17 protein-coding genes are annotated in these 19366 nt (G+C 53.1%); 11 read left to right on the top strand and 6 right to left on the bottom strand.

What is annotated here, in order from left to right; all coding sequences use genetic code 11:
* Positions 1 to 11 precede the first annotated feature (11 nt).
* The 7 genes from ACJ8J5_RS20605 to ACJ8J5_RS20575 all read left to right on the top strand — a co-directional run bounded on the left by ACJ8J5_RS20605 (position 12) and on the right by ACJ8J5_RS20575 (position 6768).
* Entirely contained in the window at positions 12 to 179 is a 168-nt protein-coding gene (locus tag ACJ8J5_RS20605; RefSeq protein ID WP_174158127.1) for a CopG family transcriptional regulator, read from the top strand.
* A complete protein-coding gene (locus tag ACJ8J5_RS20600) occupies positions 160 to 930 on the top strand; it encodes a hypothetical protein (protein WP_442520494.1) in 771 nt (256 codons plus the stop codon). Before ACJ8J5_RS20605 ends, ACJ8J5_RS20600 begins: the two co-directional genes overlap by 20 nt.
* 16 nt (positions 931 to 946) lie before the next feature.
* Positions 947 to 1426: a hypothetical protein gene (locus tag ACJ8J5_RS20595; RefSeq protein WP_442520493.1), complete on the top strand. Its 480-nt coding sequence runs from the start codon at positions 947 to 949 to the stop codon at positions 1424 to 1426.
* A gap of 308 nt (positions 1427 to 1734) precedes the next feature.
* Positions 1735 to 2259 carry a hypothetical protein gene (locus ACJ8J5_RS20590; protein ID WP_442520492.1) on the top strand — a complete coding sequence of 175 codons (525 nt, stop codon included), beginning with the start codon at positions 1735 to 1737 and terminating at the stop codon, positions 2257 to 2259.
* Positions 2260 to 2262: 3 nt separating this feature from the next.
* Entirely contained in the window at positions 2263 to 2583 is a 321-nt protein-coding gene (locus tag ACJ8J5_RS20585; protein ID WP_442520491.1) for a hypothetical protein, read from the top strand.
* Positions 2583 to 4760: a tape measure protein gene (locus tag ACJ8J5_RS20580; protein ID WP_442520490.1), complete on the top strand. Its 2178-nt coding sequence runs from the start codon at positions 2583 to 2585 to the stop codon at positions 4758 to 4760. Before ACJ8J5_RS20585 ends, ACJ8J5_RS20580 begins: the two co-directional genes overlap by 1 nt.
* A gap of 1876 nt (positions 4761 to 6636) precedes the next feature.
* Positions 6637 to 6768, top strand: a complete 132-nt coding sequence (locus ACJ8J5_RS20575; RefSeq protein WP_254901115.1) for a hypothetical protein — start codon at positions 6637 to 6639, stop codon at positions 6766 to 6768.
* Positions 6769 to 6820: 52 nt separating this feature from the next.
* Here the strand turns inward: ACJ8J5_RS20575 and ACJ8J5_RS20570 are convergent, their stop codons facing one another.
* The 3 genes from ACJ8J5_RS20570 to ACJ8J5_RS20560 all read right to left on the bottom strand — a co-directional run bounded on the left by ACJ8J5_RS20570 (position 6821) and on the right by ACJ8J5_RS20560 (position 10718).
* The gene (locus ACJ8J5_RS20570; protein WP_442520489.1) at positions 6821 to 8053 is read right to left on the bottom strand and encodes a tyrosine-type recombinase/integrase; all 1233 of its coding nucleotides are present in this window, start codon (positions 8051 to 8053) and stop codon (positions 6821 to 6823) included.
* 316 nt (positions 8054 to 8369) lie between these two features.
* On the bottom strand, positions 8370 to 9680 hold the full coding sequence (locus tag ACJ8J5_RS20565) for an MFS transporter (RefSeq protein WP_414104937.1): 1311 nt from the start codon (positions 9678 to 9680) through the stop codon (positions 8370 to 8372).
* Positions 9681 to 9767: 87 nt separating this feature from the next.
* A complete protein-coding gene (locus ACJ8J5_RS20560) occupies positions 9768 to 10718 on the bottom strand; it encodes a 2-hydroxyacid dehydrogenase (protein ID WP_089196229.1) in 951 nt (316 codons plus the stop codon).
* Between the two features lie 573 nt (positions 10719 to 11291).
* Between ACJ8J5_RS20560 and ACJ8J5_RS20555 the strand changes: the two genes are divergently transcribed.
* The 4 genes from ACJ8J5_RS20555 (at position 11292) to ACJ8J5_RS20540 (ending at position 15769) form a co-directional block, all read left to right on the top strand.
* Complete coding sequence (locus tag ACJ8J5_RS20555; protein WP_414104936.1) at positions 11292 to 11762, top strand: YhcH/YjgK/YiaL family protein; 471 nt, start codon at positions 11292 to 11294, stop codon at positions 11760 to 11762.
* Positions 11763 to 12138: 376 nt separating this feature from the next.
* Positions 12139 to 12726, top strand: a complete 588-nt coding sequence (locus ACJ8J5_RS20550; protein ID WP_414104935.1) for a sugar dehydrogenase complex small subunit — start codon at positions 12139 to 12141, stop codon at positions 12724 to 12726.
* Positions 12723 to 14375 carry a GMC family oxidoreductase gene (locus ACJ8J5_RS20545; protein ID WP_414104934.1) on the top strand — a complete coding sequence of 551 codons (1653 nt, stop codon included), beginning with the start codon at positions 12723 to 12725 and terminating at the stop codon, positions 14373 to 14375. Before ACJ8J5_RS20550 ends, ACJ8J5_RS20545 begins: the two co-directional genes overlap by 4 nt.
* Positions 14372 to 15769, top strand: a complete 1398-nt coding sequence (locus ACJ8J5_RS20540; protein ID WP_414104933.1) for a c-type cytochrome — start codon at positions 14372 to 14374, stop codon at positions 15767 to 15769. Before ACJ8J5_RS20545 ends, ACJ8J5_RS20540 begins: the two co-directional genes overlap by 4 nt.
* A gap of 120 nt (positions 15770 to 15889) precedes the next feature.
* Here ACJ8J5_RS20540 and ACJ8J5_RS20535 read toward each other — a convergent pair whose 3' ends face one another.
* From ACJ8J5_RS20535 to ACJ8J5_RS20525, 3 genes are all read right to left on the bottom strand, one after another.
* A complete protein-coding gene (locus tag ACJ8J5_RS20535; protein WP_043142708.1) occupies positions 15890 to 16882 on the bottom strand; it encodes a LacI family DNA-binding transcriptional regulator in 993 nt (330 codons plus the stop codon).
* A 294-nt stretch (positions 16883 to 17176) separates the two neighbouring features.
* Positions 17177 to 18409, bottom strand: coding sequence for a cysteine desulfurase-like protein (locus ACJ8J5_RS20530; RefSeq protein ID WP_197781408.1), 1233 nt, complete (start codon positions 18407 to 18409; stop codon positions 17177 to 17179).
* The gene (locus tag ACJ8J5_RS20525) at positions 18406 to 19020 is read right to left on the bottom strand and encodes a 2OG-Fe dioxygenase family protein (protein WP_225735536.1); all 615 of its coding nucleotides are present in this window, start codon (positions 19018 to 19020) and stop codon (positions 18406 to 18408) included. Before ACJ8J5_RS20525 ends, ACJ8J5_RS20530 begins: the two co-directional genes overlap by 4 nt.
* Positions 19021 to 19366 lie beyond the last annotated feature (346 nt).

The raw sequence follows: 19366 nt of genomic DNA, 5'->3' as shown, positions 1-19366 counted from the left end.
AGGAGAACAGAATGAAAGATAAACGCCAGCATTTCGAAATTACTCTCAATAAAGAGTTAAAGGCCCTCCTGTTGGAAAAATCAGAGAAAGAAGGCCGATCTACCCAATCAATCATCCGCGAGGCGCTTGCCTCCTACTTAGTTTCTGGAGAAACAAACAATGATCACAGCAGTAAATAACACCACCCCAAACACTGAAACTTTCTTCATGTCTTATTACGGCATCAAGGGAGCATTGAATATCCAAACCCCGAAAGGCGCGGTTAAATTCCCAGTTGCCGCGCGTGACACATTGCTCTATCTCATGAGCTGGAAAACAGAGGAAGTGTTTCCGAGCCTCCCGAGAATTGCGGAAATGGTTGGACACTCCCGCACAGTGGTTGCGGAGGCTGTGGCATTCCTCAAGAAACACGGATTCATTACCATTGGTAAAAAGGTCACTGCAACGCAGCAAGTTAATCTATATACAGTGGTGAGTCTTCAGGAAGCAATGGAAATTATCGGCAACTCGGGGGAAGTAAAAAATGAATCAGGTCCTACTGTTGGAAATAAAGCACAAAGCGTTAAGCATCCAAATAGCCCAACAGAGAGCACGCCTGAGAATACACACGACGCTCGCCCTGTTGGGATTGACGATAGTCACAGCGCCGAGCCTGAACAACCTGCACAGCCTTCACAGCTTCCTCCTGTAATCGTTGAGGAACAGTCAGCAGAGGAAGAAGAGGAAGAGCCAGACTTCAACTCATACGCCGCTATGGCGGCCCCTGTGGCTCTCTCTGGATGGGTGACAACCCACAACGCCACCGTAGAACTTAAAGCCGCCTACGAGGCGCACAGGAACACCTGCGGCGAATCCCACAGCATCCCGAGCAATGCACATCACACCCCGAGTTACTCAACGGCTGAATATGACGCCGGGGAAGCATTTTAATAAGGAGAATCAGATATTGGCTAAACGGAAATTGGTTACAGCTGGAAAATACACACCCGCCCGCCTGACTGACAATGAAGAATTCGCCCTCCTTGAGTTGGAAGAAAAACTAAAAGAACGAAAGGCCCGTAAGACTCAATTGTCTATGTACCTCCCCAGTGTGTTGGATCAAGTCAAAGCAGCGCTGATCATCTCCATGCCAATGGAAGAGATCAAGGAGAAATACGGCGTCCCCACCCGAGTTATTATGACTCTTCAGAAGAAATACAATCCCAAGTTGCGTAAAACTCGCCACCTAAAGAAATACGATAAACTCTATTACGCTGACCAGATGATCAAAGAAGGTTACACAGAAGAGCAGATCGCCCAGTTCCTCGATCTAACAATCAAGGGATTTAGATTCATCTGGAACGAAAGAACAATTGATATTCCTCTTGCACCACGTAAAGGAATGCCTAGGCACTGGAAAGAATTTCCATACACGGGAATTAATTAAGTCAACAATCAAGCAAACAACAATAACGAATGCAATTCCCATGAAGTCCCGATCCCTTGTGGTGACGATAGGCCCATACGGGCCTTATACGGTTCGCCAACTCATTTCCAAATGTGGAAGTTCAATATCAAAGGTGCTTAATCCCAGCCTTATCTTTAGGCGTCTTTTCGATATTGTGCTGAATGTGGTCACCAAAGTTAAGCTATGGCCCCTCTACATTTTAGCATACGAAATATTCAGAGCTTACACCGCACACAGTTAAGCCAACAGATAAACACAATTACCTAGCCAAATAAAAGGATTCAATAATGAGCACCAAGCCAGTAATGAAAAGCAGCACCCTCGATATTCTGAAAGCCCAGATGAAGAACAGCCTGAATGAACAGGTTGAAAAGTCCAAAGAGAAAGCAGCCGCTACCAAGATTGAGAAGGCCAAGGCCGCCGGGGAAGTGTTGGAAGAGCTGATCGCAAAACGCGCCGCAGAGAACACCACGCAGAACACCACGCAGGCCGCCGGTAAGGCTGACCGTACTGATCGCACTGACCGAACTGACCGCACCATTAAATCACGTGGGATCGCACTGTGTGCAGCTGCCCAGGGCTACAGCGCCAACAATCGCCCGGTCAGTCTGCTGACCAAATCAGCCAAGGGTGCCAACGGTCGCCGCCGTGTGTGGATCAACAAAGCCGCCGACCCTGAAGGGATGAAAGTCACTCTGATCCGCAAAGCAAATGGCTCTATCGTGGCTCCCAACGGCTACCGTCTTGCACAGGCGACGATTGATTACATGGAACGCGTGGGCATGGTGCTGACTATCGAAGGCGAGGCGTAATAGATGAGCATCCGAGAGATCAACACCCGAGAGATTAACACTATCCGAGATACGATCAGCACCAAAGTGCAGTCTAGCGCCTGTCCTGTCCAACTGTTCGAACTGACCCAACCGGATCCGCGTGTTGATGCGTGGTTGCCTCTGGTGGCGGGCAAGACGCCTAATCAGATTGTGGATGCAGTCTACAACCAAAAAACCACCCTGAAGCGGTTGGAGTTGATCCGGCATGACCTGACCCACAACCGAACCCACACCAAGATTAACCGCCTGATTGCCGCCTCTGTGGGTATGGCGATTAGCATTCTCAAAGAGGAGATCGAATAATGGCCGGTAATGTAGTAGTTACGCAGACAAAAAACGAAGTGGTCTTCAGTGTCGATCAGAAATCATTCAACGATGCCAAGAAGAAGATTAACTCGCTGAAAAGCGAATGGGAGAAAACCACCTCAGCCCCACGTTCTACACGTGAGCGAGCGGCACGCCCAAAAGGTGGTGAGCGCTTCGACGCGGCAGCCAAGGCCAAAGCCGCCAAAGAGCGAAAAGAGGCAGCGGCGGCAGCTAAAGAGAAGGCAGCAGCCGCCAAGGCTGAAGCACTGGCCCAGCGCCAACAGAACAGAGAGCTGGCTAAACAGCAACGTGTGATCGACAAGATGAACGCACGCCAAGCCCGCTTTGCTCCGGTGTACAACAACACTAAAGGCGCGATGAACTACACCCAACGCGCTCAATTACGGGCTGACTTTGCCAAGATTAACCAAGAGTACGCTAAAGGCGCTATCGGTGCTCAGACGTACACGGCCAAACTTGGCGAGCTTCAGAAACAAATGAGAGCAACAGCCAAACAGGCTCGCCAGCCTCTGGCCCCTCCAACTGTGGGCGGCGGTCTGAGTCCTGTAGCCGGTGCTATCGGTGCCGGTCTGGGTGCATATGGTGTTCTGGGTGCCGGTAAGTCTCTCATGAAAACGGGCGTTGACTTCCAAGGCATCCATTCGATCCTCAAGATGACCGAAGACGACGCAGACGGCGCAGCCCAGTCGATGGAATACCTAATGGGCCTCTCTTCCCGTCTGGGTGTGGACATGGTGGACCTTGCCGATCAGTATGCCAAGATGAACCTATCAAGAGGCAAACTTAGCAAGCAGACCGTACAGGACGCTGTAACAGGCATTCAGGAATACGGCACGGCCCTCCACCTTGATAAAAACCGCATGAGCCTAGCTAACTTTGCAATCCAACAAATGTTCGGAAAGAACAAGGTCATGAGTTCTGAACTCAATCAGCAGCTGGCGGAATCCATGCCTGGGGCCAAACAGGCATTCTTGAAGGCTTGGCAGGACGCTACCGGCAATGTAAACCTGACCCAAGGCATGTTTGATAAAGACATGGAGAACGGTCTGATCACAATGGAGAAGATTGCTCCCCATCTGGGCAAGGCCTTTGGTGACATGGCCCGCAAGGGCGATGCGCTGAGCTTTGCCGTCAAAGGTATCAACGCCTCTTACAACCGGATGATCAACCAATGGAACTTGTTCAAGAATAAGATCTTTGAATCCAAGTTTGGGGATGCACTAACTAACTCATTCGATAAGGCATCCGCAGCACTTGAGAACCTCTCAGACATTGCAGGCGGGCGACTGGGTGACGTGTTGGGGGGATTGATTGACGGCTTCGTTGATATGGCTACCTATGTGCACGACGGCTTTGTATTGGCTGATCGAGTCATTGAGCATTACCTCACCAAATGGGGTCTAGATGCAGATCAGATTTCCAAGGCTTTCAACTTCGTGGGCTGGACGGCGGGGGCGCTGCTGTTTGGTTCGGGTCTGTTGCGTATCACCAACCTCCTGAAGAACCTGATCAGACTGGTGCCGGGCATTAAAGCACTGGGCAAGGCTATGGCGGGAGCCGGTCTGGCCTCTGAGGCGGTAGCCGCAGCAGCAGGAACAGCGGGTGCAGCTGCTAAGGGTGCTCCAACCTCTACCGGTGGTGTAGTCTCCAAGGCAGTGAAGGGCGCAGGCGTTGTAGCAGGTGGGCAGACTGCCGCGACTGGTGGCGCTTCCAAACTCATGAAGTTCTTGGGTCCAGTTGGTGAGCTTCTGACGGCCTACGAGGTAGGCAAGTCCCAGTTTGGTGACCAGACAGAGAACATTAACGCCGCCCGTGAGGAAGGCAAGCGCCCTATGAGCTTCATCGATAAGGCGGCCCAAAAGGCCGGCATGTGGCAGCTGTCTGAATCAATGTACCCATCTCCGGCACTGGTGAATGACCTCAAGCCTAACGTGCCTTACACTGGACACATCGACTACATGAAGCAGACGGCATCCCCAACAATGGACACATTCAAGTCTCCGACTGTCAATGTCAAACTTGAGCAGCCTAAAGAGGTAGACGTTAAGGTTGATCTCAATGTGAACGATGGGAAGATCACAGACTTGATCGAGGCATCCATTCAGGATCAGCAGGCTATGACGTTCAACCTGTTGGCCGGAGGTGGTGAGTAAATAACCACCGATAGAGCCACCAATGAAAGAACTACACAAGGGCTACCCGAAAGGGCGGCCCTTTTTCTTTGGGTATACCCGGATAAATCAGGGGTGCCTGTTTACGCTGGTGTGTGGGAGAAATATCCCGGTGCCCGGATAGTGGTGCTTGACTGGTCTCTTCTGGTCTGACCACCTGCCAATCATCTTCTGGAAATATCATAGGCCTCTCCGATGCCACTGGATAGCCCCAGGTCTCCTGTACGCCACCAGATTGATTCTATTTTGAATCTGAATACAAAGATTTACCTTAAATTTAAAGCCTCTCAGAAGTCGATACAGAGCTTTCTGACGGGCCTGTTTGGCTGACTGGTTACCCGGTGCGTAATTGGTACATGAATCGGTCCGCCTCTTCAGGCCCCAATCCGTGCAGACCGCGTAAACACTGGGTTTTGAATTGGCCCAAAGGGCGTTTGGGCAGGGCTATTTAACATAATGACCGTTATCCGCACCACTGTAACCACTCCGACTAGTTCCCTTTCCTCTATCTCAATCCATTTGGTAACGCTACGCCAATTCTGAGACAACAACGAAGGGCAGAACACGCCAGATTTCACAGAGAAGATTGTGAGTGTGGATAACTCTATCAGGCTGTGGGTAAGTCCATTAACAAATACCGATATTCTACCTTTTGGACACTTCACCCAACATCCGGCCGAAATGGATGTTTAGGCCCATAAATGCCTTTTGGGCGCGGCTGCGCCTCTTTGGGCAAGATTACCTTGCCGCTGTGCGGCAGACAACAGGAGGCCCGGAGGGGCCGACTGGTGGGCCTCTTCAGGCCTCCCTTTTGGGCGAAAATAAAATTATCGAGCGTAGCGAGATGGGGGCAATGAAATCGGCCTAGCAACACACCCCCACATAAAAAGCGTCAGAACGCATAACAAAAACGTCAATGCACTGTTTTTACTGGATAAATCAATCTCTCTTTTTGGGCATACCTGAAGAGGATGCAGAAGGACCACGGTACATTTCAGGTTGTTTTTTATACATCCAATCTTGCCTTTATCTTTTTTGGTTACTATTAGTCGGCTATTAAATGGCATTTAACTGTATTTATGCAATTTGATTCATGGAGCTTAATAAATCGCCAAACGATCGGTTTTTTCAGTAAGTTAGTAAAATTCTATCTTAAATATTGACAAGCTGGATTAACCAGTTGCGGCGCGCGGTTAGGTGCTGCAAGTTGCATTCCACTCCCAACTTATCCACAAATTAGGTCGGTTTTGTTCACTTGCAAACGCCGTTTTTTCTCACTATCTTGTTACCCAAGGAATGAATTGGCACTACATATAGTGTTTTGAAACTCCTTGGCAATAAAAAAGCCGAATCCACATTGTGAACTCGGCTTTCCTAGAAGCAAGGCCTCTAAGAGTTTGGCGACTCTTAGTTAACCGTCAGCTAGCTACTTTCTTACTGTGGTAAGTTGGATTGTAGACAGTCTAGCCGGGCCTTGTAAAACCATTTTGTGCCCAAAGGGCTAAGGTTCTACAACATGGCAATTTGCTATAACCGTCATCGGTACTCACAGTTGTTTACATCACTTCCTGACGATCAGGGGGGTGAAGGTCGTCATAAGTGCTGCGGTTGCGCTTATGAACAAGGCTTGCAACAAGGCTTTAAACGCAGTTCGCAAGCTTGGGTTGACCTAGATTCTCTACCTGAAAGCCAAGCGGGGACCGTTCGTCATAAAAGCCCTAAGGCAGCGTATGCCAAAGGTTATAACGACGGCATGATGGCGTCTTACGATAAGCCTTCGAAGGCTGGTTAAAAGAGACTAAACAATGAGGGTGGATTATTCCGCCCTCTCACCAAACATCTGAGTGAGGTTGTATCGATGTCAAAACGCAAAGTTGGTCGTAGTGCGATTACTGGTCAATTTGTGACTGAGAAAGAAGTTAAGAAAAACCCTAAAACTACGGTTACGGATACTATCAACTATCCGAAGCCTCAAAAGAAAAAACCATAGTTACATTTATACTCAATGGAGCGCCCCTTGGGCGCTCCATTTCTGAAAAAGTTTATTCGTTTTGGTGGGGCACCCCATCATAATCCACCAACTCTATGATCTTTCTTAAATCATCCAGCCCGGCCCCTCGGCTGTAGACCTGTTTTGCTATGGTTTTCTGTGTGTGGCCCACAAGCGCGGCTATCCTGCTGTCGTCTATGTTCTGCCTGTCCAAACAAGTGATGAACATTCCCCTCAAGCTATGGAAACACTGCCTATCACTTGCAGCAGGCAAGACACGATTCCTCAACCGGGTAAACTTCTGACTAAAATACGGCGCTTTCTTCCCATCGCTTCGAGTAACGTTGTTTGCGCTAGGCAATAGATATTCATTACCCCTGCTCAGGTACTTCTCTATTACTCCAACAATGAGCGAATGCACCGGAATTGTGCGAATGCCCGCTTTTGTCTTGCTCTTGTTAATGTGGAGCGATAGTCCGCCGCCATCGCTGATCACATCGACGCACCTGATGCTACAGATCTCATCTAACCTCATCCCCTGATACAGTCCGATTAAGATCACATCCCTCAGTTCATCGTCTGCCGCGTTTAGCAGTTTTGTTGTGTCTTCAATAGTAAAGGGTTCGTAGCTTTCGACAGTGGACTTAGCCTCCAACGCATGGCCTTTGAAAGGGCAATCAGCAGGGAGATCGTCATAACAGCGCCGGGCGTACTCATAAACCGCCGAGAGGCTCGATAGGTAGTTTTGGACGGTCTGTGAGGATTTCTGCCGCTTCTGTTCCTTGATGAAGCCAGAAACCTGTGTTCTTCGTATTTCCTTCAGTGCGATATTTGGCTCGCCAATAGCTTCAAGAAATAGGTTAACGCTGAGTAGTGTTTTAGACAGTGTGGCAAGCTGACGCTTGTCCTGATATTCCGCTAGGTACTCGTCCCTAACCGTAGCTAAGGCAAGAGGAGCCTGCTCAAGTTGTGGCTTATTTGTCGTTGTGGGTGGAATAACCGCCGTTCTTTTTGGCTGTGTTCCGGTCAAAGAATGAATGGCGGCAATACCTCGTTGAACACGGATTTCAGGAGTATCAGGTTTAAGCTGATTTTTGATCTTGTTGAACTCAATGATCATGTGGTCACGAAAATTACGCGCTTGCACCAAATCCCGTGTTCCAGTGCTTTTCCTGAAGGCGCGTTTCCCATCGCAGATGGCCCGCATGTACTTTGGGACAAACACCTGAAAGATCCAAATGCCGTCCCTGTTTTGGTATAGGTACTGATTACCCTTGATCGCCATGATTCTGTTCCTGTATTCTCACAGGATCAGTTACAAGAAAAGTACAATGTAGAGATGGAGTAACGGCAGCTTCCCAAGCTGCATACGAGGGTTCGATTCCCTTCACCCGCTCCAAAACCTCCGTAAACATCACCCCATTGAGCTATAACCGTTTTCAGAAAAGCTGATTCTCAACGATTGCATCACCGTTTGGTGTGGGTTGACGTGTGAGACGATCAAGCCGCTGGCCTGGCATCTTACCGCGATAACACAACGCGCCATCCAGTCCTGATGCGGGTGTGAGCCACCGTTGCTGCCCACACCGCGCCATTGCCGCTTAACTCCACTTCTGTTTAGCCCCGGAGGGCAGGCGGTTATCCGTTTCTTCGCAGGCGCGATCGCATTCTTTCGGCAGCAGGAAGGTGATACTTCCCGCCAGCAGCAGCGATGCCGCCAGCGCGCAAACCGCGACGTTCTGTCCGTACACATAAATCATGACGCCTACCAGATAGGGGCCGCAGAACCCACCGAGGTTGCCCAGCCCGTTGATCACCCCGCGTGCGCTGCCCGCCACTTCTGCCGTCGCAATGCGACCGGGAATAGACCAGAAGGGGCTGGTCGCCGCTTTAAGGAAGAAGCCGCACACCACCAACGCGATATAGGCGGCCACCACGTGCTCATGCAGGATCACCGAGGCTATCAGCGCCGCTGCAAAACAGTACAGGGAGATCCTGACCCACAAACGGCGGTTACCGCTGCGATCGCTGAACATCGAAATCACATAAATCCCCGCCAGAGTGGCAACAAACGGCAGGATCGCCAATATCCCAACATTGGCCATGCTGCCACCGGTCAGATTTTTCAAGATGGTGGGCAGCCACAACGTATATCCATAGTCTCCGGTCTGGTAAAAGAAATTCAGCACGACCAGGCGCATCAATCCTTTGTTGCGAAACACCGCTTTTAACGGTGCTTTTGCCGCCGGCACCATCCCTTCTCGCGCTTTGCGCTCCCGGGCCAGCTCGGTTAATAAATAGTCGCGTTCCTTCGCCGGCAGCCAACGCGCCTCTTCCGGGCGGTCACTGATCACCAGCCACCAAATGGCCAGCACCACGACCGACAACAAGCCTTCGATAATGAACAGCCAGCGCCAGTCGAGAGTGGCAATAATCGCGCCGGAAACTGGGGCGGTCAGCATCCCCCCTAGTGGGGCAAACATCATGACAAAGGCATTGGCCCGGCCCAGTTCTTTTTCCGGGAACCAATTGCTGACCATGGTCAGCACGACGGGCAACATTCCTCCTTCGGAGATCCCGAGAATAAAACGCAGCATGAGCAGCTGATACTGATGGGTGACAAAGCCGGTGGCGATAGAGACAATCGCCCAGGCCACGAGCGACCAGGCGATAAAACGTTTCCCGCTACCGTAAACCGCAAGTCGTCCGCCAGGGATTTGCAGAAATAAATAACCAATAAAAAATATCCCACTGGCCACGCCAGCCATTTGGCTGGTAATACCTAAATCCTGTTCCATGCCGCCCGGCAGAGCAAAGCTGATATTAACGCGATCCATAAATGAAATAATGCAGGTGACAAGGATCGGCGCGATAACCCGCAGCCAGCGAGTTCCTGGTATTTTATCGGTCATAGTAATGCCTCGATGATATCCGCCACGATAAGCGGATATTTTGTTAGGCTGAATAAAAATGATGGTGCGCCATTCAGGCGATCATTTTTATTGAATTAAGCCAGGAATATCCTGATGGGAAAAATAACCTGCGAGATTATCCAAAACGGATTGGCTCATTCCCTGGCGGGTTTCTACGGTAGCGCTGGCCACGTGGGGCTGAAGCAAAACATTCTCGAGCGCAAAAAACGCTGTCGGGACATGGGGCTCGTTTTCAAACACATCCAGAGCGGCCCCGGCGATAACATGATTTTGTAACGCCTTTATCAGCGCCGCCTCATCGACCAGGCTGCCGCGGGCGATATTGATAAGCCAGGCACGATCGGGCATGGCGTTAAATACGCTGGCATCAATAATCCCGCGGTTTTCCGCACTGCCAGATGCCGCGATCACCAGGAAATCACTCTGCGCTGCGAGCGTGTGCAGATCGGCGCACCACTGGTAATCCAGGTCGTCTTTGCGCCGGCGGTCAGTATACAGGATGGTCATATCGAAGCCTTTCGCCCGGCGGGCGATGGCTTGGCCAATATTCCCCATGCCAAAAATACCGATGCGCTTACCGCTCACTTTGGTCGCCAGCGGTGGCGGCGTCGTTTCCCAGCGGCCTTCGCGTACAAAACGGTCTCCTTGGCAGAGGCGGCGGCTGGCGGACAGCAAGAGCCCCATCGCCAGATCGGCCACATCATCGGTCAGCACGCCGGCGGTGATCCCGACGCTGATATGGCGTTCCCGGGTGTAGTTGAGGTCGATAGCGTCGGTTCCCACGCCAAAAACAGCAATCATGCCCGCCTGCGGCAGCTGCTCCAGCGTCTCCCGGGTTACCCCCACGTCGCCACGGGTGACCACCGCCTGAACGTCTGCGCCATGGCGAGCCAGGAAGGCTGGAATATCTGATTGTTCATAGAGACGGAATACCCGGTAACTGGCGTCCAACGCGGCCTGTAAAGCATCCATCACCGGCGCGATAAGTAAAATGGTAGGTTGAGTGTCAGTGTGCATCGTTGCGATCCTGTCTGAAAACAATAGGGGATATCCTGTATCAGACGTTTTTTTACCGCTTATTATTGCGATCTACATCACGCCAAAGAGTGTTAAAAAAGCATGTTACTGCTGGCGTGATCTCGTGTGCAATTTCGTGGCTTCTGTCGATTATTATCGGGGGCGATAGCCCGTTATGCCCGTAGGCGGAGAGTGTGAAATCGGTCGATTCTGGTGAAAAGGATGAATAGCCAGTGATTTTCTGCCGTGGATCACAGGATAAGTAACGCTGTTTCGTAACACTTAATTAAGTGACTTTTGTCACAGTTTTAAACGACTAAAAACCGTGAGATAGGCCATGACTTATTTCACCATACCGAATGGCCTTTCAGGTGGAGTTTACTCACAGTGGTGATAGGTTGTAAATATTAGAAACAAAGCGGTTTTCTTTGTTGTTTATTCATAGTGACGCCCGTAGAACGATCTAATAGTGATTCTGCCGTAATTACGCCGAGATTGCGTGTTGCCATAACACTATCCAACCATTGTTTTTGTCGGTGAAATACCGAGCCGATATTGACCAGAGAAAATATTATGATTATTGATGCTTTAACCACTGCCGTAAATAATAGGTTCTATCCGGCGGCCATCCGTAAAATGCTGGCCAGTATTATTGAAAATGAGCCGTACAATTTACCTGTCGGGCACTATCAGGTGCAGGGTAAACAGATGTTCTTTAACGTCGTTGAAGGGGAAACCAAACTATTGGCCGACCAGAAGCCAGAGTTTCATCGCCAGTATCTGGATATCCATCTTGTCCTGGAAGGGAAAGAAGTGATTGGCGCCGGGGTTCTGGGGCTACCTCTGCCCCTGAGTGAGCCGTTTAACGAGGCGCACGATCTTGGGTTTAGCCCGGCGATCCCCGGTGAGACTCTCATCCACCTGCAACCCGGTGAACTGGCCGTTCTCTTCCCGGGTGAGTTGCACCGCCCGATGAGTACCTGCACGGCACCGGCAGCTCTGCGTAAAATTGTGGCGAAAATCGACTGCGCCCTGCTGACGTAGCAAGACGTTCAGCGGCGGCTGGTATCGCGACTTCAGGCTGCCCGGCGGAAAGCCTCGCTCATCCGCTGTCTGCAGCGATTCCGAAGAATACGCCTTTCCCGTCAAAGCCATAGCCCCTAATTTTTAAAGATTGAGTTGGGTTGAATAAATTTACGGCAGAGATTACGCCGTATTATTTACAGGGATATTTTCTTCAGGTTCACATTACATCCTTAAAGGCCGTGAGTTTACCTCTGTAGTCGATGTAGCCAATCTCATAACGCCTTGATCTTTTAATGCGGTTCCTCCCCATTGGCACAATTTTTTATTTTGGTTTGCCTGCGTTCTGATAGATATTAAAAAAACTATATAAAAATAAATTATTTCGGAGCTAACAATGTCGTTGCAAATCGTGCTTACCCGCAGGGAGGCGCTGGGAAAAATGGTGGGCGTCATCGTCGCCGCCAGCCTGTTGCCTTATTCAAATATAACCTATGCCGAACGGGCACAAATTGCCGCCTCGCCCGTTGAATACGCGCAATTTTTGCAAATTTCGAGAAAAATTACCGAGTTTGACGATTTGGACGTCACACTCTCCGCCCGCTATTTTTCCGCACTGTGCGCACATTTTCCGCAGTTGAACCCGCAGCTCAACGCCCTGTTCACCCTGAGCCAGCAAGCCGCCGATGCGGAAACCTTGAACCGGCATGCGGTTGAACAGGGGCAGAGGGAGCTTATCCAGGCGATCGTGACCGCGTGGTATACCGGAACCGTAGATCCTTCAAGCGCCGAGCAGGGTCAGTTGATTACCTATAAAGAGGCGCTGATGTATCGCACGGTTCAGGATGCCCTGATTGTTCCGACCTGGTGCAATTTTGGTCCGCTGTGGTGGACCGGCTTGCCGCCGGGCGTTACTCGCCAACCTTCCATTCCCGCAACAGATTTGCCTGCCGTAGCCGATAAAAAATATGGGGACCGCGTGTGAAAAGCCCAATAATTAATGCTTCCGGCGATGCAGAGGCCGATGTCGTCATTGTCGGTTCCGGTATTGTGGGCGGTCTGATGGCGGATGCTTTGGTGAGCCAGGGCTACTCGGTGCTGGTACTTGAGGCAGGCCCGCGCATTGAGCGCGCACAGGCTGTGGAAAACTGGCGCAATATGCCACTGCACAATCGTGCGGGGTCGGATTTTCAGGGGCTTTACCCGCAATCGGAGTACGCCACCGCGCCGCTCTATTTCCCGGAGAACGACTATATCAAACTGACCGGCCCCAATGGCTCTGGCTTTAAACAGGGCTATTTGCGTGTGGTGGGGGGAACCACCTGGCACTGGGCCGCTTCTTGCTGGCGCAACCATCCCAATGATTTTCGCATGAAATCTCTCTATGGCGTGGGGAGAGACTGGCCTATTTCTTACGAAGATATCGAACCGTGGTACGCGAAAGCCGAAGAGGAAATAGGCGTTGCCGGCCCGAATAATCCGGAGTGGCAGTCCCCTGCGGAACGCAGCGGGCCTTACCCGATGGACATGGTGCCCTGGGCCTACGGCGACAGACGCATTGCTGAGATTGTTAATCCTCACGGTTTTAAATCGGTGCCCATTCCGCAAGGCCGCAGCACCCGGCCCTGGAATGGACGGCCCACCTGCTGCGGCAATAACAATTGCCAGCCGATTTGCCCGATCGGGGCGATGTACAACGGTATTCACCACGTTGAACGGGCCGAACACAAGGGGGCGAAGGTGATCCCTGAAGCGGTGGTGTACAAAATTGACACCGACGACAATAACCGCGTCACCGCCGTTCACTGGTATGACACGGCGCACAACTCCCATCGGGCGATCGGTAAAACGTTCGTTCTGGCCTGCAATGGGATTGAGAACCCGCGCTTGCTGCTGCTGGCGGCCAACGAAAAGAACCCGAACGGCATCGCGAACAGCTCGGATCAGGTGGGACGCAACATGATGGATCACTCGGGCCTGCACTGCTCCTTCCTGGCGCGAGAGGCCCTGTGGGTTGGCCGCGGCCCGGCGCAGAGCAGCTGCATGGTGGGGTATCGTGACGGCGCGTTCCGCAGCGACCACTCCGCCAACAAGATCATCATCAACAACATCAACCGGGTGATCCCCTCCGCCCTTGAAGTCCTGAAAACGGGCAAGGTCGGCAAGGCGCTGCAGGATGAAGTGCGCGATCGCGCCAGCCGCTCGGTGGATCTCTCCATCAGCCTGGAACCGCTGCCGGACCCGAACAACCGTCTGACCCTGAGCCCCACTCGCAAAGACAAGCATGGCCTGGCCTGCCCGGACATCCACTACGACGTCGGCGATTACGTGCGCAAAGGGCTGGAAGTGGTCAAAACCCAGCTACGGCAGATTGGCGACTTGTTCTATGCGCAAGAGTTTGTGATTAACGACAAGCTGAATGCCAACAACCACATTATGGGCGGCACGATCATGGGCAGCGACCCCACGAACTCGGTGGTGAACGGTAATTGCCGCGCTCACGATCACGACAACCTTTGGATCCCGGGTGGAGGCGCCATGGTTTCAGCCAGCGTTGTCAACACCACGTTGACGATGGCGGCGCTTGGACTCAAGGCGGCCAATGACGTACTTCGAGCCCTGGAGAGCAAATGAATAAAATCACCCACGCGCTGGCAGCGACGCTGCTGCTGGGAAGCGGTTTTGCGGCGCATGCCCAGGACGGCGATCTGATCGCTAAAGGGCAAGCGCTGGCTATCGCCTCGGACTGCATGGCCTGCCATACGAATACGCAGCAGCAGGGTAAACCTTTTGCCGGGGGGGACGGCATCGCTTCCCCCATGGGCACTATCTACGCCACCAATATTACTCCATCGGTAAAATACGGTATCGGCGGCTATTCCGAAGCGGCGTTTGCCGACGTGCTGCGCGCCGGGATCCGGAAAGATGGGGCGTATCTCTATCCGGCCATGCCCTACACCGCCTACACCCGTCTGAGTGATGACGAGATCCACGCTCTGTATACCTATTTCATGCATGGCGTTGCCCCGGTCGATGAGCCGGCCAAGCACCAAACCGATCTGCCGTTTCCGTTCAACATCCGCCTCTCCATGGCGGTGTGGAACAGGCTTTATTTGGACAATCGGCGCTTCACCCCGGATCTGACGAAAGGTGAGGCGTGGAACGAAGGGGCCGCGCTGGTGCAGGGCCCGGCTCACTGCGGAACCTGTCATACGCCGCGTAATGTGCTGATGGCGGAAGACAATTCGCGCTTCCTGATGGGGGCATCGTTGGGCTCTTGGTACGCGCCGAATATCACCGCAGATCGCCAAGAAGGGATCGGTGGCTGGAGCGAGCAGGAGTTAGTGGCCTACCTGAAAACCGGTCGGGCGGAAGGGCGCGCGCAAGCGGCGGGGCCAATGGCTGAAGCCGTTGAGCACAGCTTCCAATACCTGACCGACCGGCAGCTGCAGGCGATAGCGACTTACCTGAAGACCGTACCGTCACAGGGCGATGAGCGCCAGGGCAATAGCTTTAGTCAAGCGCATTACAACGTTGAGCACCATCTCCGCGGCATCAATTCGCCCAACGCCAACCACACGCTCAATAGCGGCGAGGCGCTCTACAGCGGCTACTGCGCCAGTTGCCATCAGCCGGATGGCAGCGGCAGTTTGAACCAGGCCTACCCTTCGCTATTCAACAACTCCACCACGGCCGCGAGCAATCCGTCAAACCTGATTGCCGTCATTTTGCAGGGGGTTGATCGCCGGGTTGACGGTAAGCACGTACTGATGCCGAGCTTTGGCGCCGGTTCCTATGTCGGAGAGCTGACGGATAAGCAGGTTGCCGACATCGCTAACTTCGTGCTGCAGAAATACGGCAACAGCACGCTGAGCGTGACTGAGGCGGACGTGAGTGAAGTCCGCGCCGGGGGCCCGAAACCGCTGTTGGCGCGCGCGCAGCCGATGATTCTGCCTGGCATGGCCGTCGCGGCGGTCGTCATTATTCTGCTGGTCCTATTCTGGCTCCGGCGCCGCAAGGCCCGTTAAGGAGACGTTCGGTCAGGTGGGTGGCGCCATCTGGCCGAATCTCTGGCCGGGATAACGAGTGATGCTCTTCTGGCGAAGCGGGCAATGATGGCCAGTGATAAAGTCACTGGCAGGGGCAAGTTATATTGTCTCCCCCATCGACAGGCGGAAGTGGAGATCGACACGTTCAATGGTCGGCAGCCCTTTAATTTTTTTTATTATGATTTCTGTCGCCACTTTCCCCATCTCATACCGTGGCGTCAATACGCTGGCTAACCGAGGGGTAATGATCTGCCCGATCTCAAGACCGTGAAATCCGGCAATGGCAATTTGCGCTGGAACGCTGATACCGTTTGCCAGACATTCCTGTAACACGCCCACGGCCAGATCGTCGTTGGTACAGAGAATCCCATCCATATCCGGATACATCTGGCTCGCAAGCGTCATCATGCCTGTTCCAATCGAAATGGAAGAGATCTTATTGGGGGAGATACGACCGGTAGGTAAATCATGGTTAGCCATTGCCTGACAGTATCCCGTATAACGCTGTTCATCGCGGATATCAGACATTGAACCAAAATAGATAATGCGTTTTTTACCGCTGGCCAGCAGCATGGTGGTCATATCGTAGCCGGCTTTCACATTATCAAAACCCACGTTAATTCGATCTGTATTGCCTGACAGCCCCATGATTTCAGCAACGGGTATTTTTGCCGTCTTCAGGAATTTTTCCGCCCGCAGACTATGGACCGACTCGGTCAGCAGCAGCCCTTTTATCTTAAAAGCCAGGATCGCGGCAATTTGCTCCTCTTCGCGTTTGCTGTTGTAGTCATAATTGACGACCAGCGTCTGATAACCCTGTATAGACGTCACGGATTCAATGCCGGCGAGGACATCAGCAAATATCAGATTGTTAAAAGAAGGAACCAGAACGCCGATGAGGGGAGGGCTATTGGAATAGAGGGCGGGATTGTCGGGATCGGCCTGATAGCCGACTTCCTCGATAACGGCGGCAATGCGCGCAGCTGTTTCCGGTTTAACCCTGTCCGGCGTGCGCAGATAGCGACTGACCGTCATTTTGGTTACACCCGCCAGTACAGCAATGTCATTTAACGTAATTCGCTGCGACTTCACCATTCATACTCATCTGACCCAGACCGTGTTTGTCATTATGCCCACTGCTGAGTCAAAAGAGAATGCGTGCAATGCGCTACCTCCGGCGTATCCGGTGACAACCGCACGATGCGCCGATCCCGGCTTCTTTTGCCGTTCCAGCATGAGTATGTTCATTATCCCCGCATTTCGTAACGGAGTGAAAGAAAGGCACGCATCAGCGTGCCGTGGACTCTCATGGAAGAAAAGGCGGGCAGTTTGATTCCTTTTCGTCCGCTCACCCGCTCAATAAGGTGAGCGGGCGATGTGGCCGGGTTAACTGAGAATATCTTCGGCGATCACGTTGAACAGCGTATCGATCTCGCCTTGAGTGTTGTAGTGCATCATGCCGATGCGCAGCACGCCGCCGTCCTGCAACCCCAGCTGTTGCACCAAGCCCAACGCATAGAAATGCCCGCTGCCGGCGCAGATGTTGTGCTGCCCCAGGCGGCGGGCGATTGCGTCAGGCGTATGGCCGCTGAAGGTCAGGGCGAAGGTCGGTGTGCGGCGCGCGCTGTCCGCCTGGGGATTGCCATAAAGCCGCACCCCGTCGAGCTGCTGCAGCCGCTGCAGGAAGTGGCGGCACAGCGCCTCTTCATGCTGGTGGTAGGCGGCGAAGCTCTCCTGCAAACGCTGCCTTAACGGCGCGCCGGGCGAGCCCCACTGCGCCAGATACTCGATAGCGGCCGCGACGCCGGCCAGCGCTTCGAAGCTCTGAGTACCGGTCTCGAAACGGCCGGGGCCGACGTCGGTGGCCGGCTCGACTTTGTACGGACGCAGGCGCTGCAGCCACTGCGGCGCGATGTAGGCCATGCCGATGTGCGGGCCAAAGAACTTGTAGGCGGAGCACACCAGGAAATCACAGCCCAGCGCCTGTACGTCGATCAGGTTATGCGGGGCGTAATGAACGGCGTCGACATACACCTGCGCACCGACCCGATGCGCGGCTTCGACGATGGTTTTGATATCGACAATGCTGCCGGTGACGTTGGAGGCGTAGCTGACCGCCACCAGGCGGGTGTTGGCATTGATGCGCTCACACACTTTCGCGGCATCCAATGCGCAGTCGGCGCTCTCGAGCGGTATCTGATGCACCACGGCCCCTCTGTCGGCAGCGGCCTGCTGCCAGCTGGAGACGTTGGCGTAGTGATCCAGCGCGGTGACGATGACCTCATCGCCGGCCTGCCAGTCGCGGCTGATGATGCGGCTGAGATGAAAAGTCAGCGTGGTCATGTTCATGCCGAAGACGATGGTGTCGGCCGACGGGGCATTTAACAAGGCGCGCACCGATTCCCGCGCCAGGCCCATCACCTCGCCGGTGACTCGGCTGGAGAAGTAGTGGCCGCCCAGGTTGGCGTTGTATGCCCCCAGGTAATCCGTCATTTTTTCCAGCACGCCCCGTGAAACCTGCGCACCGCCGGGGCCGTCGAAAAAGATCGCCGGTTTGCCGTCGATTAGCTGGGACAGGGCGCTGAACTGGCGGCGGGCGAGCTCGGGAGTAAAGGTCATGCTTTCTCTCCCCGCGCGGTGAGGACGAAGAGGTCCAAATGGCCTTCTTCTGTTGGGCTCACGGCGTTGATCGGCGTGGCGTTGTGCCACAGTTTGCTGTCCGCCAGCAGCACGGCTTCGCCGTCCGCCAGCGCTTTTTTAAAGAAGGGATCGTGGTGACTGTCGTCATACAGCATGATTTCACCGCCGACGATGTTGTGCCGGTGAATGGCGATCATCGCGATGTGGTCGAAACCGTCCTGGTGAATGCCTTCCGGCGCCACCTGGGTGTCTTTCTCGATGGCGACCACGCGCATCTGGTGGATCTCTATCTCGGCGCCTTCCGGCAGTTCGTTGCTTTCTGCAAACAGGTTGCACATCTCTGCCATGCCGGCGCTCTGCAACACGGCGCTGTCGATAGGTTCGAAGCGGCGCACCACGTTGCCCTGAAAGTGGTTGATCTGATCCGACTGCATGAAAGTGCGCGGCCCCACTTCGGCGACGTTGGGGTTGAGGTATTTGACGACCGAGTAACGGCGCAGGCGATATTTTCCGTCGGCGTGTTGCGTGTGGGGCAAGGAGGAGAACGATGGCATCAGCTGTTGGGTGGCTTGCGGGCTTAGTACAGTCATACTTATTACGTTTTCGTGTTTCTGTAACATAATCACCTCTAATAATAATAATTTCTGATGTTGTAGGGGGTAATTCGATTGAATTGTAGACGACTCTATAACCAACGCAATTTGGCGGTGGCGCGGTGTGACGGCGGTCGTAAAGTGGGGTGAACAGTAGAGAGGATGAGCGAAAGGGAATGCCGGTATGAAGCGGGTCATTCAGCAAAATAAGCGCTAACGGGGGGAGAATTCATGCGCAAGCATAACGTGACCAAGGTTACGCTTTCAGGGATAACTCTCATGAATATGAGGTGCTTTACTATAATTCCGGGACAGAGTGACCGCAGTGGCATTGCCTGGTTGT

This window comes from Serratia sp. CY43202, from assembly GCF_052168755.1.
GTDB classification, from domain to species: Bacteria; Pseudomonadota; Gammaproteobacteria; order Enterobacterales; family Enterobacteriaceae; genus Serratia; species Serratia bockelmannii.
This window is presented reverse-complemented; position numbering and strand designations above follow the sequence as displayed.

Bases quoted from the DNA above. Each gene is read 5' to 3' on its own strand.
- ACJ8J5_RS20550 (WP_414104935.1), top strand. From the start codon at position 12,139: ATGTCGTTGCAAATCGTGCTTACCCGCAGGGAGGCGCTGGGAAAAATG.
- ACJ8J5_RS20525 (WP_225735536.1), bottom strand. From the start codon at position 19,020: ATGACTGTACTAAGCCCGCAAGCCACCCAACAGCTGATGCCATCGTTC.
- ACJ8J5_RS20570 (WP_442520489.1), bottom strand. From the start codon at position 8,053: ATGGCGATCAAGGGTAATCAGTACCTATACCAAAACAGGGACGGCATT.
- ACJ8J5_RS20585 (WP_442520491.1), top strand. From the start codon at position 2,263: ATGAGCATCCGAGAGATCAACACCCGAGAGATTAACACTATCCGAGAT.
- ACJ8J5_RS20560 (WP_089196229.1), bottom strand. From the start codon at position 10,718: ATGCACACTGACACTCAACCTACCATTTTACTTATCGCGCCGGTGATG.
- ACJ8J5_RS20605 (WP_174158127.1), top strand. From the start codon at position 12: ATGAAAGATAAACGCCAGCATTTCGAAATTACTCTCAATAAAGAGTTA.
- ACJ8J5_RS20565 (WP_414104937.1), bottom strand. From the start codon at position 9,680: ATGACCGATAAAATACCAGGAACTCGCTGGCTGCGGGTTATCGCGCCG.
- ACJ8J5_RS20555 (WP_414104936.1), top strand. From the start codon at position 11,292: ATGATTATTGATGCTTTAACCACTGCCGTAAATAATAGGTTCTATCCG.
- ACJ8J5_RS20580 (WP_442520490.1), top strand. From the start codon at position 2,583: ATGGCCGGTAATGTAGTAGTTACGCAGACAAAAAACGAAGTGGTCTTC.
- ACJ8J5_RS20530 (WP_197781408.1), bottom strand. From the start codon at position 18,409: ATGACCTTTACTCCCGAGCTCGCCCGCCGCCAGTTCAGCGCCCTGTCC.
- ACJ8J5_RS20590 (WP_442520492.1), top strand. From the start codon at position 1,735: ATGAGCACCAAGCCAGTAATGAAAAGCAGCACCCTCGATATTCTGAAA.
- ACJ8J5_RS20540 (WP_414104933.1), top strand. From the start codon at position 14,372: ATGAATAAAATCACCCACGCGCTGGCAGCGACGCTGCTGCTGGGAAGC.
- ACJ8J5_RS20600 (WP_442520494.1), top strand. From the start codon at position 160: ATGATCACAGCAGTAAATAACACCACCCCAAACACTGAAACTTTCTTC.
- ACJ8J5_RS20575 (WP_254901115.1), top strand. From the start codon at position 6,637: ATGTCAAAACGCAAAGTTGGTCGTAGTGCGATTACTGGTCAATTTGTG.